The organism is Yersinia sp. Marseille-Q5920, assembly GCF_946902935.1.
GTDB lineage: Bacteria > Pseudomonadota > Gammaproteobacteria > Enterobacterales > Enterobacteriaceae > Yersinia > Yersinia rochesterensis.
Window position 1 is genome coordinate 530431 of record NZ_CAMPQA010000001.1, and the last position, 17253, is coordinate 547683.

Genomic DNA, 17253 nt, shown 5'->3' on the forward strand with positions numbered 1-17253 from the left:
TAACCTCAAAAATCAAGCAAGACGCTATCTCCGCGTAAGAGCTTATCGGGGGAGCCTGATAAGTCGGACGTAGGAGGGTCAATAAACACCTCAGTCAAGAGGGCTTAAGCTTATTTCTGGTGTGATGAGTAACAGCAAAAAAATCAGTGCGACCTATCTTTATACTTATTTTTTTAATGTGATCTTGAACAACAAGCTGGCGGACACGATTTAAATATAAGTAGATATTTTTAAAACTGTAAAATAAAATTTTTCATTTATGCTGTAAGCATTAATAAACCAAATAATAAACACACGAAAAAAAACGAAGTAACCACTCAATTAAAAAAACAAAATATATTGATAAACAAGTAAATTAATCGTTTCAGCCAGAAGCCGTGATGCATAAGAAAAACAAAGCCACTCTTATAATTAACAAATATAAATGATAAATGAAATTAATGAATTTGATTAACATTTTAGCAACATCGGCCTGTATGAATTCAAGCATAGTTAAGATTTATTGGATTGTTATGATGAATCTTTCGATTGATTAATATTTGAACTATGTGGCGCTGTAACGGGCAAACTCATACATAAGATGACCAAGTATTGTGATAATCCAGATAAATCCCTTCGACCCGCATTTCTCTTTGTGATAGAAACGTCTGTCTATATTTATTATTTGTATCAATCGCAGATCCTATACCTCATGACCGCCAAAACACGTCAATCCACATTGCAGCCAGGTGTTGCACAGCAAATCTCGACTCGGCTCGCATTTTTTATCTCTGGATTAGGGATGGCCGCCTGGGCGCCGTTAGTCCCCTTTGCCAAGGAACGTATTGGTCTGAATGATGCTTCACTGGGTCTACTGTTATTGTGTATTGGTGTCGGTTCGATGCTCGCAATGCCCTTGACTGGTGTGCTAACCGCCAAATGGGGGTGTCGGGCGGTGATTTTATTGGCTGGGGCGGTTCTGTGTCTTGACCTTCCCTTGCTGGTTTTGATGAATACTCCCGTCACGATGGCGTTCGCCTTGTTAGTCTTCGGTGCGGCGATGGGCATAATAGATGTCGCGATGAATATTCAGGCGGTCATTGTTGAGAAAGCGAGTGGCCGGGCGATGATGTCCGGCTTCCACGGGTTATTCAGCGTCGGCGGAATTGCTGGCGCGGGCGGTGTGAGCGCATTATTGTGGCTCGGTTTAAGCCCCCTGACAGCCATTCTTGCCACTGTCGCGTTAATGATTATCTTATTACTGACTGCCAATAAAAACCTGTTACAGGGCAGCGGAGAGCCACATGATGGCCCCCTCTTTGTCCTCCCTCGTGGATGGGTGATGTTTATCGGCTTTTTATGCTTTGTGATGTTCCTGGCTGAAGGCTCAATGCTCGACTGGAGTGCAGTCTTCCTGACCACACTGCGCGGTATGGATCCCTCGCAAGCCGGTATGGGTTATGCGGTATTTGCCATTGCCATGACACTGGGCCGTTTAAATGGTGATCGGATAGTCAACGGATTGGGCCGATACAAGGTATTATTAGGAGGGAGCTTATGTGCAGCAGTGGGGATTATTACCGCGATAAGCATTGATAACTCAATTGCGGCCCTTATTGGCTTTATGCTCGTGGGGTTAGGCGCATCAAATGTGGTGCCTATCCTGTTTACCGCTGCGGGTAACCAAACCGTGATGCCAGCTAATTTAGCCGTCGCATCCATCACCACCATCGGTTATGCCGGTATTCTGGCAGGCCCTGCGGCAATTGGTTTTGTCGCCCAGGTCAGTAATTTATCGGTCGCTTTTGGCTGCGTGGCGCTGTTGTTGCTGACCGTCACTGCCAGCGCCAGAGCCGTCACGCGCTAACCAAGGGAACTGCATTATCTTTATGCAAAATAACTCGTTATCACCCAGTTCAGCTAACATTACACGGTGTTTCTGGCTGTTTATCGTATTGCTGCTCATCTCGATTGGGCTGTATGGTTACAACTATACCAATGCTTACCTGACAGAAAAAAAACACACATTGGCCTATATTGCTACCGGTTTGCAGCAGCGTATTGATGATTATCGTTACCATACCTACCAGATATACGATTTTGCCAATAATCCAGATATTTCGGACAAGAGTATTCTCAACGTCCAAGAAACCCGTCTGCGTCCTGATATTTATTATATTGAAAAACCACGCAAAAAAACTGATGCCGTTATTTTTGGTAATCATACCCCCGCGACACTGGCCATGACCTTGCAGTTGTCGGACTATCTCGACAACCATTGGGGAGCGCAGAATGATACTTACTCGATGTATTACCTTAATGGCCAGGACAATAGCCTGGCGCTCATTACCACACAGCCGTTAAAAGAAATTACATCGCGTTTTAAAGAGAGTTACCTGACCGCCGCCGCCGAGTCTCGGCGTGCAGAAATGCTACAACAGGCCAATACATTAGATGAGCGTGAGAGTTTCTCGCCATTGAGAAAATTACGCTTCCAGAATGCTTACTATTTTACTATCCGGACCACCTTTAACCATCCCGGCCATTTGGCCACGGTCATTGCCTTTGATCTGCCAATTAATGACTTAATCCCGCCGAATATGGCACGAGCGAACTTTCTCCTCCAACCCGACAATACCCCTATTAATGAAGGTGTGGCACCTGAGGACACCGCCACGGCCAGTGTAGCGTTAAATGGCTATTGGGTTGAAGTTTCTGCACCACTGGCTAACACCTCACTGAAAATTGTTTATCGTGTTCCTGTTACAGTGTTAGCCATTGATTTATTGAGGAATAACTTCTGGTTGATCCTGACCAATATTTTACTGTTATTCCTGGCAATCTTAGGGGCCTATTTAGCTCGCCGCCAATTTGTTCGCCCAAGTTCAGATATGATTGAGCAATTAGAGGCCCAAAAATTACTGAGTCAGGAAATCATTACCAGCTTACCGCAAGGGCTATTAGTCTATAACTTCAGCAATAATGCCGTTGTCGCCAGTAATCAGATAGCTGATAACCTGATGCCGCACCTTAACCTGCAAAAAATTGCTCACATGGCGGAACAACACCATGGGGTAATTCAGGGCACCGTGAACAATGAAGTTTACGAAATCCGAATATTCCGCAGCCAGTTTTCGCCCGAAACCTACCTGTTCTTGCTTCATGATCAAGATAAAGAAGTCTTGGTCAATAAACGCCTGCAACAAGCAAGGCGGGAATATGACAAAAGTCTTCAAGCGCGTAAGCTTATGTTGCATAACCTTGGGATTGAACTGAATCAGCCCCTAACTAGCCTCCATCAGACGGCTAAAGCATTACAAAACACCGCTGACTTAGCACTGCGATATGAACTGGCGGCTAAATTAGTAGAACAATCTGAAAGTATTATTGAGCTGGTTGATAATATTACCCTGCTTACTCGCCTGGAAACCCAAGACTGGCAACCTGAACAACATAGTTTCTCCCTGTCAGCATTAATCGATGGCCTCCTGCTGGAGATCCTCCCAGCGATTAATCAGAAAGGTTTAACTCTGTTTAATCACTATCTTGTTGATCTTGAGCAAAATTATATAGGCGATGAAAAAGTATTACGGAAAATACTTTCATTACTGCTGCATTATTCTGTTATTACGACGGCTTACGGCAAGATTACCCTTAATGTCGGCCATGAACCTGGACATCCAGAACAACTGATTATCCAAATAACCGATACCGGCGCAGGTATTTCTGATGAAGAGATTAGTAATCTTAATTATCCTTTCCTCAGCCAAACATTGGCCGACAGATACAATCACAGCTCGGGGTTAACCTTCTTTTTATGTAACCAATTATGTAAGAAATTAAATGGCCAATTAGAGATCCGTAGCAAAGTTGATATAGGTACTCGTTATACAATCCGAGTTACTATTGCTATCCAAAATGAGCAAGAGGAGGAGCAAGAGAAATTATTGGATGGTGTGACGGTATTATTAGATATAACGTCGGAAGAAGTGCGTTCTATCATCACAACATTATTGAATTCATTCGGCGCTAACTGCATCATTGTTGATGACCGCTTGCCGGGACGAGACTATGATGTAACCGTGACAGATAACCCACAACACTATGATAAATTTACCTTATTACTGGCACCTGACGAAATAGGAATACAACAGTTGCAGGATAATTATATTCGGGTAAATTATAATTTAGGTAGTGCAGTCATTGATGCAATATTATTATTAATTGAACAGCAAATTTTATCAGACGAATCCAACTATGAGTCTGAATCCATTGCTGATGGTGATATAAACACATACAAACAACAACTAAAGTCCAGTGACTATTATTCCTTATTTGTTGAGACAGTACCGGTAGATCTGAAGAAACTGTATACTGAACTTCAGCAACGTGATTTCATATCGCTTTCGCAGACCGCGCATCGATTGAAAGGCGTATTTGCTATGTTGAACTTGCATCTCGGCAAACAACTATGTGAAACATTAGAACAGCATATCGCAGATGGCGATCGGTTGAAGATCGAAAATAGCATCAGTCAAATTGATTCTTTCGTCACCAGACTGTTGCAGCAAGGTAACCCATAACCATGAACAACCTTAATGTAATTATTGCTGATGACCATCCAATTGTTTTGTTTGGCATCCGAAAATCGCTCGAACAAATTGAGTGGGTAAATGTTGTTGGGGAGTTTGAAGACTCAACAGCGCTTATTAATAATTTGTCTAAGCTTGATGCCAACGTGCTAATTACCGACCTCTCCATGCCTGGAGATAAGTACGGTGATGGCATCACATTGATAAAATATATAAAACGACATTACCCGGATTTAGCCATAATTGTACTAACGATGAATAATAACCCGGCTATTCTCAGTTCAGTTTTGGACTTGGACATTGACGGGATTGTATTAAAACAAGGTGCTCCCGCTGATTTACCTAAGGCTTTGGCAGCATTACAGAAAGGGAAAAAATTCACTCCTGAAAGTGTGGCCAAACTGCTGGAGAAAATCAGCGCTAATGGCTACGGTGATAAACGTTTATCACCGAAAGAAAGTGAGGTTTTACGGTTATTTGCTGAAGGTTTCCTGGTTACTGAGATTGCCAGAAAACTTAATCGCAGCATTAAAACTATCAGCAGCCAGAAAAAGTCGGCGATGCTGAAACTGGGCGTGGATAATGATATTGCCCTGTTAAACTACCTTTCATCTGTCACTATTGGACAAGATAAAGAATAACTTCTGTTCCCCAACCCGGCATTGCTCAGCAGCGCCGGGTTTATTATCCCTTTCATATTTGAAACTACAACTTCAAGCTCGACACCATAAGCCAAAGTAATTGGAGTTGCAGGTAGGCAGCCAAGGAGCAAATCCCAATGAGCCTATTTATTTTAAGGTCAATGGCTAGTAAGTGATTTGGGTGAGCGAGTGTAGCTAACAACCCTACAGCTTCAAGTACAAAGGCTTTAACGGGTTTTTCGCACCTTATCGCCATAATATCGCAGCATCTGGCGCAAAGTATCCAATGTGACTGGCTTAGATAAACAGTTATCCATACCGGCTTCAATACAGCGCTGTTTACCTTCCGCCAATGCATTGGCAGTGACACCGATTACTGGGAAATTATGATTCAGTTGCCGCAAGCGCTGTGTCAGACGATAACCATCCATATTCGGCATATTCACATCAGTCAGCACAATATCAACTCTATTGGCACTCAACACTGCCAAAGCATCCAACCCATCATTCGCCGTTATGACCCGATAACCTAAGGTCGTCAGCTGATCAGCCAATAACCGCCGATTAATCGGATGGTCATCCACCACTAGGATTTGCAGATCATCATTATCATCCTGATTGGTTTTCACTGGTGGTAACGCAAGTGGTGCTTCTTCAACTAGTTGCGGTTCCAGCAATATACGGTCCAATAACGGGATAATTTCCAGCAATGTGGCGGTACTCAATAGCCAATAACCGGGCCGTGTTTCTTGTGGCAAACCAATATGATCAATGGATATCTGAATCCAGGTCGATAATGGCGCGTTTATTTGTGGCAAGTAATCACAAATAAGCACTTGATCCTGTAGCGTTTGCTCATTGCTATAGCGTTGAATAGTGGCACCGAAATGGCTTAAAAGATCGAGTAAATAGCTTTCCAAGCGGGCATTGCGAATATCCAACCACAATATTTTTCCTTGCCAGCGATCACTCTCCGGCAAAACTGCATTTTGGGCCTGATACTGATTTTCTTTCAAATACAAAGGAATACGAATAGCAAAAATGCTGCCTATTCCCAGTTCAGAAACCACCTCGACATCGCCGTCCATCAAGTTGATCAATTTCTCACAAATTGCCAACCCTAAACCGGTTCCTTGGAAATGGCGCTGCACCCCGGTTCCTACCTGGAAGAAAGGATCAAATAACTGATTTATCTCACGTGAGTTAATACCCACACCGGTATCCCGCACACGGAATTCCAGATAATAACCGCGCACCCTGACTTGCAAAATAATGCAGCCAGTATCGGTAAATTTAATAGCGTTATTCAGCAAGTTAGAAATAACTTGTTGCAGACGAACTGCATCACCCACCATCATCCGTGGAACATTCGGTTCAATAAAACAGTACAAACCTAAGCGCTTCTTCACCACCAGCGGTAAATAGTTCGCCGTGATATGTGTTATTACCTCGACAGTAGAAAATTCGCTCGGCTCAATTTTCAGTTGCTCAGATTCTATTTTAGAGAAATCGAGAATATCACTGATAATTTTGAGTAGTAGTCCGGACGAATTGTTCATTGCTGTCACCAGCCGGTCAACCCCCTGTGGTAACTCTTTAGTTTGTAATAAATCGAGATTGCCGATAATGCCATACAATGGGGTGCGCAGCTCGTGACTGACGGTCGCCAAAAACATGGATTTCGATTGGCTGGCCTGCTCTGCCGCCGCCGCCATTTCCTGCAATGACTCTTCCATTTTCACTCGTGAACTGACATCCACCAGCACACAAATCGCCACATTTTCATTACGATAGCGGGAGTGAACAAAGCTGATTTGTAGATTGTTATTATTACTGGTCATCACATCAACAAAGTTTGCCTGCTGCTCACAAATAATGCGGGTAATACGTTCACGATCCTCATTTGTCAGTAAATTAATATAGTTATGCGCTAGTTCGTTACTGAGGATATTGGTGCCATCGCTAATGCGTAATATAGAAATACCCACCGGCGCAGAAGCAACAATTTTACGGTTAAATTGTTCATGTTCTTCCAGCCGCAAAGCATTATCTTCAGCCGGATGGAACATTTTCCGTTCAAATAACCAGGCCAGAGTGAATATCACCACAGCAGATAATGCATTCAGCAATAATGCATTAAAAATTAATAGCTTGAATATGTCTATTATGGTCCTGACCGGCAAGGAATAAGCAATACTGAGAGGGGACGGCAGTAAGTTCTTTTTCAGAATCAGATAATTATAATCATCTACATAACCGAAATAAGAGGCTGAATCAGGATAATCATCCAACATTGAAGCGTAGCGCTCCCCAGTTGCCAGGCGCAATACAGGCTCATTACTTTCATCCAGCAAAGTCACACCAACGGGTAATGGTCCAGGAGAGATGAAATCCTCCAGCCGGATAGTCTGTTCTGTCCCCACCAATGCTTCTAATTTATTACCCACATAAAGCGGGCTTAGCACATATAAAGTGCCAATTTCAGGCCGCACACCGGGAACAACCCAATACAGTGGGCTGTCTTTATCCTGATTATTTACCTCACGATATTTTGCAATGTGTTCATTCAAAGACTTGAGCAGACTCTCTTGATCCATCGGAACATTTCGAATGTCGAAATCCACCATACACATGGTGTCGCTGCCAATAAAAAATATCCGATTAAGGTCATAGGCGGCTGCAAAATTCTCTTTCCAATACAAGATAAGGTTGCTGAGAGAATCTAATGATGAGTGACGGGATGCATTAAGTGTGGTGCAATCGGCCGCTGAATTAAGTGGGTAATATTTGGGCGTAGCGTTATTTTTAATAAATGCGCCAGCCGCGATATCACTGCTCGCTGTATTGTGGTTTAACCTGTTTTCCGCCATATATTTGATATCACGGATAATATCGGAAGAATGGCGAATGTAACTCTGTGCTAAATCGAAGTTAGTATTATATTCCTGACGAATATCAGATTTTTTCTCGTTAAGGATGTTCAGGATATAAAAAGTGGTCAGCAGTGCGCCAAGAGACCATAACATGACGGCCAATACCCGAAATAGGTAACGGGAGATTTTCAGTGTCGTGCGAAATGAAGAAAGATATTTCAATCTGATACCATGGTGAAAGCATCGCCTGGCAGGCTGCGTGGTCTACAGAATACACTACCCATGACGCATAAAAAAGCCAGCTCGTAAGCTGGCTCTTGGTTTTGACAATGAATCAGTATCAACAACGCATTATACGTTGTCGTCCTCGTCTTCACCGTCTTCTGCTTCGTCAGCAACATCTTCATCTTCCGGTGTGTTCAGCGCAGTCTCTTCTTCACTGCCCTCTTCACCTTCTAATGATTCGCCATCAAGGATTTCATCGTCCTCTTCCGGCTCTGCAACACGTTGCAGACCGACGACATGTTCGTCTTCAGCGGTACGGATCAGTGTCACACCCTGGGTATTTCGGCCCACGACGCTCACTTCAGATACGCGGGTACGCACCAATGTACCGGCATCGGTGATCATCATGATCTGGTCGGTCGGTGCCACTTGCACAGCCCCAACAACCTTACCATTACGTTCACTGACTTTAATGGAGATAACCCCCTGAGTCGCACGCGACTTAGTTGGATATTCTTCCACTGCGGTACGTTTACCATAACCGTTTTCAGTCACTGTCAGGATTTCACCATCACCTCGTGGGATGATAAGAGAAATAACCCGATCGTCGCCATTGAGGTTGATACCACGTACACCGGTCGCAGTACGGCCCATAGAACGAACCTGCGATTCAGGGAAGCGAACCACTTTACCCAATGCGGAGAACAGCATCACTTCATTGCTGCCATCGGTCAGATCGACACCGATCAGCTCATCGCCTTCATTCAGGTTGACGGCAATAATACCGGCACTGCGTGGGCGACTGAACTCGGTCAGCGCAGTTTTCTTCACAGTACCGCTGGCGGTAGCCATAAAGATGTGACGGCCTTCTTCATATTCCCGCACTGGCAGAATGGCGGTGATTCGCTCATTTGGCTCAAGCGGCAATAAGTTGACGATCGGACGACCACGCGCCCCACGGCTAGCTTCCGGCAACTGATAGACTTTCATCCAATAGAGGCGGCCACGGCTGGAGAAGCACAAAATAGTATCGTGGGTATTGGCGACCAGCAGGCGATCAATGAAGTCTTCTTCTTTGATACGGGCAGCTGACTTACCTTTACCACCGCGACGCTGAGCTTCGTAATCAGTCAGAGGTTGATATTTGACATAACCCTGATGGGACAGTGTCACAACCACATCTTCCTGATTAATCAGGTCTTCGATATTAATGTCAGAGGTGTTCGCAGTGATTTCTGTACGACGCGCATCATTATATAGCTCTTTAATAGCCACTAACTCTTCGCGGATAACTTCCATCAAGCGCTCTGGGTTTTCCAGAATAAAGATCAACTCACCAATGACGGTCAGTAGCTCTTTATACTCATCCAGCAGTTTTTCATGCTCCAAACCGGTCAGTTTCTGCAAACGCAGATCCAAAATGGCCTGAGCTTGCTGCTCGGTGAGATAATACTTGCCGTCGCGGATCCCGAACTCTTCTTCCAGCCATTCAGGGCGGGCAGCATCATCACCGGCACGTTCCAGCATCGACGCGACGTTGCCTAATTCCCATGGGCTGGCAATCAGGCCAGCTTTCGCTTCGGCTGGTGTTGCCGCACGGCGAATCAATTCGATAATCGGATCGATGTTAGCCAATGCAATGGCCAGCGCTTCAAGGATATGCGCGCGGTCACGTGCTTTACGCAGTTCAAAAATAGTCCGGCGCGTTACCACTTCACGGCGGTGGCGAACAAAGGCGACCAGGATGTCTTTCAGGTTAAGCAATTTAGGCTGCCCTTGAGACAGAGCCACCATATTGATACCGAAAGTCACCTGCAATTGCGTCAGAGAGTAGAGGTTATTCAGCACCACTTCCCCGACCGCATCGCGTTTGATTTCAATCACGATGCGCATGCCGTCTTTATCAGACTCATCACGCAATGCACTGATGCCTTCAACGCGTTTTTCTTTGACCAGCTCGGCTATCTTTTCAATCAACCGCGCTTTGTTCACCTGATACGGGATCTCGTGAACAATAATGGTTTCACGGCCAGTTTTAGCATCAGCTTCGACTTCAGCACGGGCGCGAACATAAATCTTGCCGCGACCGGTACGATAAGCTTCTTCAATACCACGGCGACCATTGATAATCGCAGCGGTTGGAAAATCTGGCCCAGGGATGTACTCCATCAACCCTTCAATGGTGATGTTTTCATCTTCGATATAGGCCAGGCAGCCATCAATAACCTCAGAAAGGTTATGCGGCGGAATATTGGTTGCCATCCCGACGGCAATACCTGACGAGCCGTTAACCAGCAAGTTAGGAATTTTGGTCGGCATTACGGCAGGAATTTGCTCCGTACCGTCATAGTTAGGCACGAAGTCGACGGTATCTTTTTCTAAATCCGCTAACAACTCGTGAGCAATTTTAGACATACGGATTTCGGTATAACGCATCGCCGCGGCGGAGTCGCCATCAACGGAACCGAAGTTTCCCTGCCCATCCACCAGCATATAGCGCAGTGAGAACGGCTGAGCCATACGCACGATAGTGTCGTAGACCGCGCTGTCACCATGCGGGTGATATTTACCGATAACGTCCCCGACTACACGGGCCGATTTTTTGTATGGTTTATTCCAGTCATTACCCAGTACATTCATCGCAAACAGTACGCGACGGTGAACGGGCTTCAGTCCATCCCGGACATCTGGTAATGCACGTCCGACAATAACGGACATCGCGTAATCCAGATAGGAGCTTTTCAGCTCTTCCTCGATGTTGACCGGTGTTATTTCTCTGGCAAGGTCGCTCATTGAGCCGCTATCCCTCTACTAATTACCGGATTTAAAGGTACGAAACTATATCACAAAACCCTGATTTTGGCGAAACTACATAATGATTGTCGAAACTACTATTACTGCATATCGCCGCATGCACGCCTTATAGACAAAACTGCGCCAATTGACGGGGAATATGTATAATCTGCGCAAAGATATAAAACAGAGAGAACTCGCCATGTCTATAGATACCACCGCCCCCCATCGTCAAGTTGTTGAACAGATAAACGTCGATGAACAAGAAATTGCTAAATTTGAAGCAGTTGCCTCCCGCTGGTGGGATTTAGAAGGCGAGTTTAAGCCTCTCCACCGTATTAACCCGCTGCGTCTTGATTACATTTTGCAGCGCGCTGGCGGTATTTTCGATAAGAAAGTGCTGGATGTGGGTTGCGGTGGCGGTATTCTGGCTGAAAGCATGGCGCATGAAGGTGCTCAGGTTACCGGGTTGGATATGGGCTATGAGCCACTACAAGTTGCGCGGTTGCATGCATTGGAAACCGGCACCAAACTCGATTATGTTCAGGAAACGGTTGAAAGCCACGCGCAAAAACACCCGCAATATTACGATATGGTGACCTGCATGGAGATGCTCGAACACGTCCCAGACCCTTCTTCGGTTATTCGCGCCTGTGCACAATTGGTCAAACCCGGTGGGCATGTTTTCTTTTCGACCATCAACCGCAATACTAAATCCTGGCTAATGGCGGTGGTCGGCGCTGAATATATATTGAAGATGGTGCCCAAAGGCACCCATGACTCGAAAAAGTTTATTCGCCCATCAGAACTTATCGGCTGGGTTGACCAAACGCCACTGCGCGAACGCCATATTATTGGCTTGCATTACAACCCGATAACAGACCATTTCAAGTTGGGCCGCAATGTTGATGTGAACTATATGGTGCACACTCAACGGGATGAAGAATAACCCCATCAAATGAGTGTATAAAAATCAAGCAATACCCAATATATTTCGCGTTGTAGCAAGGCAGCAACAGAACGCATCCCCAGGATGCTTAGTCCACTAAGTGACTGGGGTAAGTAAGGGCTGCCAACACCGCTACAGCGTGAAAGAGGAAGGGGATTTTTCTAATGTTTAATAAACCGGCAAACGATCAAATTTTTAAGATTTTCAGTAAAATCTTATCCCCTAGAGTGATGGGAGGTGAGCGCCAGTAATGGCGCTGCCTGTGAGCCTTTCGTAACAATTCACCCCCAAGTTATCCACACAATATAGCGGTTTTGTTCACTTGCCAAAAGTCTCAATACTCACTATCTTGTTATCTATCCACTACCCACCCCCTATATATTGTGTTTACATACTGAACAACACACTACGACCTCAATGATTATTTCAGTCATGGAGAGCGTTAATTTGCGTTGTGCAGACACGAAGTCGGGGGAAAAAAGGTCACGAATACATGAACCAAAGTCTACTTGTTACTAAACGCGATGGCAGTAAAGAACGCATCAATCTGGATAAAATCCACCGGGTCATCGACTGGGCCGCGGAAGGTTTACATAACGTCTCAGTATCTCAAGTAGAATTGCGTTCACACATTCAGTTTTATGATGGTATTAAAACCGCTGATATCCATGAAACTATCATCAAAGCTGCCGCAGATTTGATCTCGCGCGACGCACCGGATTACCAATATCTGGCGGCGCGTCTGGCTATCTTCCACCTGCGCAAAAAAGCCTATGGTCAGTTTGAACCACCAAAATTATTCGCCCATGTGACGAAAATGGTGGATATGGGTAAATACGACAAACATCTGCTGGAAGACTACACCGCAGAAGAATTCGAACAGATGGACACTTTCATCGACCATTGGCGCGATATGAACTTCTCCTATGCTGCGGTTAAGCAGTTGGAAGGCAAATATTTGGTGCAAAACCGCGTCAGCGGCGAGATCTATGAAAGTGCCCAATTCCTGTACATTCTAGTTTCCGCCTGTTTGTTCTCTAACTATCCGCGCGAAACCCGGATGGATTACATCAAGCGCTTCTATGATGCGATTTCTACTTTCAAAATCTCATTGCCGACGCCAATTATGTCCGGCGTGCGCACCCCAACCCGCCAGTTCAGCTCTTGCGTGTTGATTGAGTGCGGCGACAGTCTGGATTCTATCAATGCCACCTCCAGCGCCATTGTGAAATATGTGTCACAACGCGCCGGTATTGGTATCAATGCAGGCCGGATCCGGGCGCTGGGTAGCCCAATTCGCGGCGGCGAAGCTTTCCATACCGGTTGTATTCCGTTCTACAAACACTTCCAAACTGCGGTGAAATCCTGTTCACAGGGCGGTGTACGTGGCGGTGCAGCTACGTTGTTCTACCCAATGTGGCACTTGGAAGTTGAAAGCCTGCTGGTTCTGAAAAACAACCGTGGTGTTGAAGGCAACCGCGTGCGTCATATGGATTACGGCGTACAAATCAACAAACTAATGTATCAGCGCTTGCTGAAAGGCGAAGACATCACCTTGTTCAGCCCGTCCGATGTTCCGGGCCTGTATGACGCGTTCTTCGCCGATCAAGACGAATTTGAGCGCCTTTATGTCAAATACGAGCAAGACAGCAGCATCCGCAAGCAGCGCGTGAAGGCGGTCGAGTTATTCTCTCTGATGATGCAAGAGCGTGCTTCCACTGGCCGTATCTATATTCAAAACGTGGATCACTGCAACACCCACAGCCCGTTTGACCCGAAAGTTGCGCCAGTGCGCCAGTCAAACTTGTGTTTGGAAATTGCCTTGCCAACCAAGCCGTTGAATGACATCAACGACGAAAATGGTGAAATTGCGCTCTGTACTTTGTCGGCATTCAACTTGGGTGCCATTGACAGCCTTGATGATTTAGAAGATTTGGCCGTGTTGGCCGTGCGGGCGCTGGATGCCCTGCTCGATTATCAGGATTACCCAATTGCCGCAGCACAGCGTGGTGCTATGGGCCGCCGTACCTTGGGTATCGGTGTGATTAACTTTGCTTATTATCTGGCGAAGAATGGCGTTCGTTACTCCGATGGCAGTGCCAACAACCTGACTCACCGCACCTTTGAAGCTATTCAGTATTATTTATTGAAAGCCTCCAATGCGCTGGCCCGTGAGCAAGGCGCTTGCCAGTGGTTCAACGAAACCACCTATTCACAGGGTATTTTGCCAATTGATACCTATAAGAAAGATTTGGATGCCATCAGTGACGAACCTCTGCATTACGATTGGGAAACGCTGCGTAAGGACATCCAAACTCACGGCCTGCGTAACTCCACGCTGTCAGCGCTGATGCCTTCCGAGACATCCTCGCAGATCTCCAATGCCACTAATGGTATTGAGCCGCCGCGTGGATATGTCAGTATCAAAGCCTCGAAAGATGGTATTCTGCGCCAGGTTGTTCCTGAATATGAGCGCCTGAAAGATGCTTATGAGCTGCTGTGGGAAATGCCAAATAACGATGGTTATTTACAGTTGGTAGGTTTGATGCAGAAATTCGTCGATCAGGCGATTTCAGCCAACACTAATTACGATCCGACCCGCTTCCCGTCTGGCAAAGTGCCGATGAAGCAGTTGCTAAAAGATTTGCTCACCACTTACAAATTTGGCGTAAAAACCCTTTACTATCAAAACACCCGCGATGGTGCTGATGATGTGCAAGAAGATATCCAAAGTCAGCCGGGTGATGATGACTGCGAAGGCGGTGCATGTAAGATCTGATTTTGAGTTAAGGCCTGCGCGATGATAGCCAATACATTCATCGCGGGGCCTCTTCATTTGCCCCTGAGGAAATCATGGCCTATACCACTTTTTCGCAAAATAAAAACAACCAATTACTCGAACCCATGTTTTTTGGTCAACCCGTCAACGTGGCGCGTTTCGACCAACAAAAACACGCTATTTTCGAAAAGCTGATTGAGAAACAACTCTCATTTTTCTGGCGTCCGGAAGAGATTGACGTCTCCCGCGATCGTATCGACTACAACGCCCTGCCAGATCATGAAAAACACATTTTTATCAGCAACCTGAAATACCAAACATTGCTGGATTCTATTCAGGGACGTAGCCCTAATGTGGCCCTATTGCCGCTGGTTTCCATTCCTGAGCTGGAAACCTGGATAGAAACCTGGTCGTTTTCTGAAACTATTCACTCGCGCTCTTACACTCATATCATTCGCAATATCGTTAACGATCCTTCGATTGTTTTCGATGATATCGTGACCAACGAAGAGATCCTCAAACGCGCAAAAGATATCTCAGGGTATTACGACGATTTGATTGAGATGACCAGTTACTACCATCTGCTGGGAGAAGGTACCCATCAGGTCAATGGTAAAACTGTGGTGGTCAATCTGCGTGAGCTGAAAAAGCAGCTTTATCTGTGTGTAATGAGTGTTAATGCGCTGGAAGCTATCCGTTTCTATGTCAGTTTCGCCTGCTCCTTTGCCTTTGCCGAGCGCGAACTGATGGAAGGCAACGCCAAAATCATCAAAATGATTGCCCGCGATGAAGCCCTACATTTGACGGGCACCCAGCATATTATTAACTTAATGCGCTCAGGTGAAGATGACCCGGAAATGGCTGAAATTGCTGAAGAATGCCAGCAACAATGCTATGACCTGTTTGTTCTGGCCGCGCAACAAGAAAAAGAATGGGCAGAATACCTGTTCCGTGACGGCTCAATGATTGGTCTGAACAAAGAGATCCTGTGCCAATATGTGGAATATATCACTAATATCCGCATGCAAGCGGTCGGGCTGGGTGTGCCATTTAATACCCGCACCAACCCGATCCCATGGATCAACTCCTGGTTAGTGTCTGATAACGTGCAGGTTGCACCGCAGGAAGTTGAAGTCAGTTCTTATCTGGTCGGCCAAATTGATTCAGAAATCAGTGCTGACGACCTGAGTGATTTCGAGCTGTAATTGATGAAGCTTATACCCAATAGATTTCGAGTTGCAGCCAGGCGGCAACTGAATGCATCCAAGGAGTTGAGATAACTCAATGACTTGGGTAAGTGATGGCAGCCAACACCGCTGCAACTTGAAAGATGACGGGGATACTGTGAAGTTGAGCACCACCGGTGCTCAACTTACCCCACCAGCGAATAGCCGCAACTTGTTAGAAACACTTGAACACCATCAGGTACAAATCGAATACCAATGCCGCTCCGGTTATTGCGGTTCTTGTCGCCTGCGTTTGCTCAAAGGCGAAGTCTGCTATTCGCAGCAACCTTTAGCGTTTATTCAAGCCGGCGAGATTCTGCCCTGTTGCTGTCAGCCAAAGGGCGATATTGAAATCGAACTTTAATATTCCCGTCATACTTCAAGCTGCAAGCCACTGTCTTCAACTGATCCTGACTCTCGGGGATTAATGAGCCTCATCCTTGAGGCTTACCCTGCGGGCTAGCATAAATGCGGTTCAAATCGGTTCCAGACCGATTTGTTATTCAGTTGCCGCCTTCCTGCAACTCGAATTATTTAGGGCATAAAGGAATCTTCCCTCGAATCGGATTTCACCTATAATCAGCTAGTTGAATAGATGATATTTTTGCATCTGGAATCAAAATCATAGGGACAAAAGATGAAAAGACTGTCAATCGCAATAACTAGTCTGTTAATGGCAGCATCGGCCAGCACTATTGCCGCTACAGAGCCGCCGCTTAATCAGCAACAGCCGTTAGAGAAGATTGCGCCTTATCCGGCGGCAGAAAAAGGCATGAGCCGCCAGGTCATTTTCCTCGATCCACAAGAAGATGAAAACAATTTCAAAGTTGAATTACTGATCGGCAAAACTATTGAAGTTGACTGCAACCGCCATATGCTCAGTGGCAATCTGGAAACCAGAACTTTGTCTGGCTGGGGTTTTGATTATCTGGTGATGGATAAAATCTCAGAACCGGCCTCCACCATGATGGGGTGCCCAGATAACACCCGTCGCCCGCAATTTATCGCCGCTAATCTGGGTGATGCCGCCATGCAGCGCTACAACAGCCGCCTGCCGATTGTGGTTTATGTGCCGCAAGGTGTTGATGTGAAATACCGGATTTGGCAAGCTGGCAATGAAGTCAGAAATGCGCAGGTGAAATAAACCTCGCGAACACCGGAAAAGGCTGACGCGGCCTTTTTCGGTGTTGTGCTAC

10 protein-coding genes are annotated in these 17253 nt (G+C 45.9%); 8 read left to right on the plus strand and 2 right to left on the minus strand.

Annotated features, from left to right (window positions below; all coding sequences use genetic code 11):
• Positions 1-691: 691 nt before the first annotated feature.
• From OVO64_RS02565 to rcsB, 3 genes are read left to right on the plus strand one after another with little or no spacing between them, the layout of a single operon-like run.
• Positions 692-1846 (plus strand): MFS transporter, encoded by a 1155-nt coding sequence (locus OVO64_RS02565; RefSeq protein WP_038631892.1) that lies wholly within the window; start codon positions 692-694, stop codon positions 1844-1846.
• Positions 1847-1868: 22 nt separating this feature from the next.
• On the plus strand, positions 1869-4562 hold the full coding sequence (rcsD, locus tag OVO64_RS02570) for a phosphotransferase RcsD (protein WP_267248599.1): 2694 nt from the start codon (positions 1869-1871) through the stop codon (positions 4560-4562).
• Between the two features lie 2 nt (positions 4563-4564).
• A complete protein-coding gene (gene rcsB, locus OVO64_RS02575) occupies positions 4565-5212 on the plus strand; it encodes a response regulator transcription factor RcsB (RefSeq protein WP_004389433.1) in 648 nt (215 codons plus the stop codon).
• 227 nt (positions 5213-5439) lie between these two features.
• Here the strand turns inward: rcsB and rcsC are convergent, their stop codons facing one another.
• Positions 5440-8307 (minus strand): two-component system sensor histidine kinase RcsC, encoded by a 2868-nt coding sequence (gene rcsC, locus OVO64_RS02580; protein ID WP_038631887.1) that lies wholly within the window; start codon positions 8305-8307, stop codon positions 5440-5442.
• Between the two features lie 129 nt (positions 8308-8436).
• Positions 8437-11103 (minus strand): DNA topoisomerase (ATP-hydrolyzing) subunit A, encoded by a 2667-nt coding sequence (gene gyrA / locus OVO64_RS02585; protein ID WP_038631885.1) that lies wholly within the window; start codon positions 11101-11103, stop codon positions 8437-8439.
• 202 nt (positions 11104-11305) lie between these two features.
• Here gyrA and ubiG point away from each other — a divergent pair, with 202 nt between their 5' ends.
• The 5 genes from ubiG (at position 11306) to eco (ending at position 17201) form a co-directional block, all read left to right on the plus strand.
• Positions 11306-12052 carry a bifunctional 2-polyprenyl-6-hydroxyphenol methylase/3-demethylubiquinol 3-O-methyltransferase UbiG gene (gene ubiG, locus OVO64_RS02590; RefSeq protein ID WP_038639428.1) on the plus strand — a complete coding sequence of 249 codons (747 nt, stop codon included), beginning with the start codon at positions 11306-11308 and terminating at the stop codon, positions 12050-12052.
• Positions 12053-12545: 493 nt separating this feature from the next.
• On the plus strand, positions 12546-14831 hold the full coding sequence (gene nrdA, locus OVO64_RS02595) for a class 1a ribonucleoside-diphosphate reductase subunit alpha (RefSeq protein WP_038631883.1): 2286 nt from the start codon (positions 12546-12548) through the stop codon (positions 14829-14831).
• 74 nt (positions 14832-14905) lie between these two features.
• The gene (nrdB, locus tag OVO64_RS02600; protein ID WP_038631881.1) at positions 14906-16036 is read left to right on the plus strand and encodes a class Ia ribonucleoside-diphosphate reductase subunit beta; all 1131 of its coding nucleotides are present in this window, start codon (positions 14906-14908) and stop codon (positions 16034-16036) included.
• 79 nt (positions 16037-16115) lie between these two features.
• The gene (yfaE, locus tag OVO64_RS02605) at positions 16116-16421 is read left to right on the plus strand and encodes a class I ribonucleotide reductase maintenance protein YfaE (protein WP_042562392.1); all 306 of its coding nucleotides are present in this window, start codon (positions 16116-16118) and stop codon (positions 16419-16421) included.
• A 273-nt stretch (positions 16422-16694) separates the two neighbouring features.
• Entirely contained in the window at positions 16695-17201 is a 507-nt protein-coding gene (gene eco / locus OVO64_RS02610) for a serine protease inhibitor ecotin (protein ID WP_038631879.1), read from the plus strand.
• Positions 17202-17253: the final 52 nt, after the last annotated feature.

What these genes read in the sequence shown, in the direction of transcription:
- nrdB (WP_038631881.1), top strand. Translation starts at nt 14,906, where the DNA reads ATGGCCTATACCACTTTTTCGCAAAATAAAAACAACCAATTACTCGAA.
- eco (WP_038631879.1), top strand. Translation starts at nt 16,695, where the DNA reads ATGAAAAGACTGTCAATCGCAATAACTAGTCTGTTAATGGCAGCATCG.
- ubiG (WP_038639428.1), top strand. Translation starts at nt 11,306, where the DNA reads ATGTCTATAGATACCACCGCCCCCCATCGTCAAGTTGTTGAACAGATA.
- OVO64_RS02565 (WP_038631892.1), top strand. Translation starts at nt 692, where the DNA reads ATGACCGCCAAAACACGTCAATCCACATTGCAGCCAGGTGTTGCACAG.
- rcsB (WP_004389433.1), top strand. Translation starts at nt 4,565, where the DNA reads ATGAACAACCTTAATGTAATTATTGCTGATGACCATCCAATTGTTTTG.
- rcsD (WP_267248599.1), top strand. Translation starts at nt 1,869, where the DNA reads ATGCAAAATAACTCGTTATCACCCAGTTCAGCTAACATTACACGGTGT.
- nrdA (WP_038631883.1), top strand. Translation starts at nt 12,546, where the DNA reads ATGAACCAAAGTCTACTTGTTACTAAACGCGATGGCAGTAAAGAACGC.
- gyrA (WP_038631885.1), bottom strand. Translation starts at nt 11,103, where the DNA reads ATGAGCGACCTTGCCAGAGAAATAACACCGGTCAACATCGAGGAAGAG.
- yfaE (WP_042562392.1), top strand. Translation starts at nt 16,116, where the DNA reads ATGACTTGGGTAAGTGATGGCAGCCAACACCGCTGCAACTTGAAAGAT.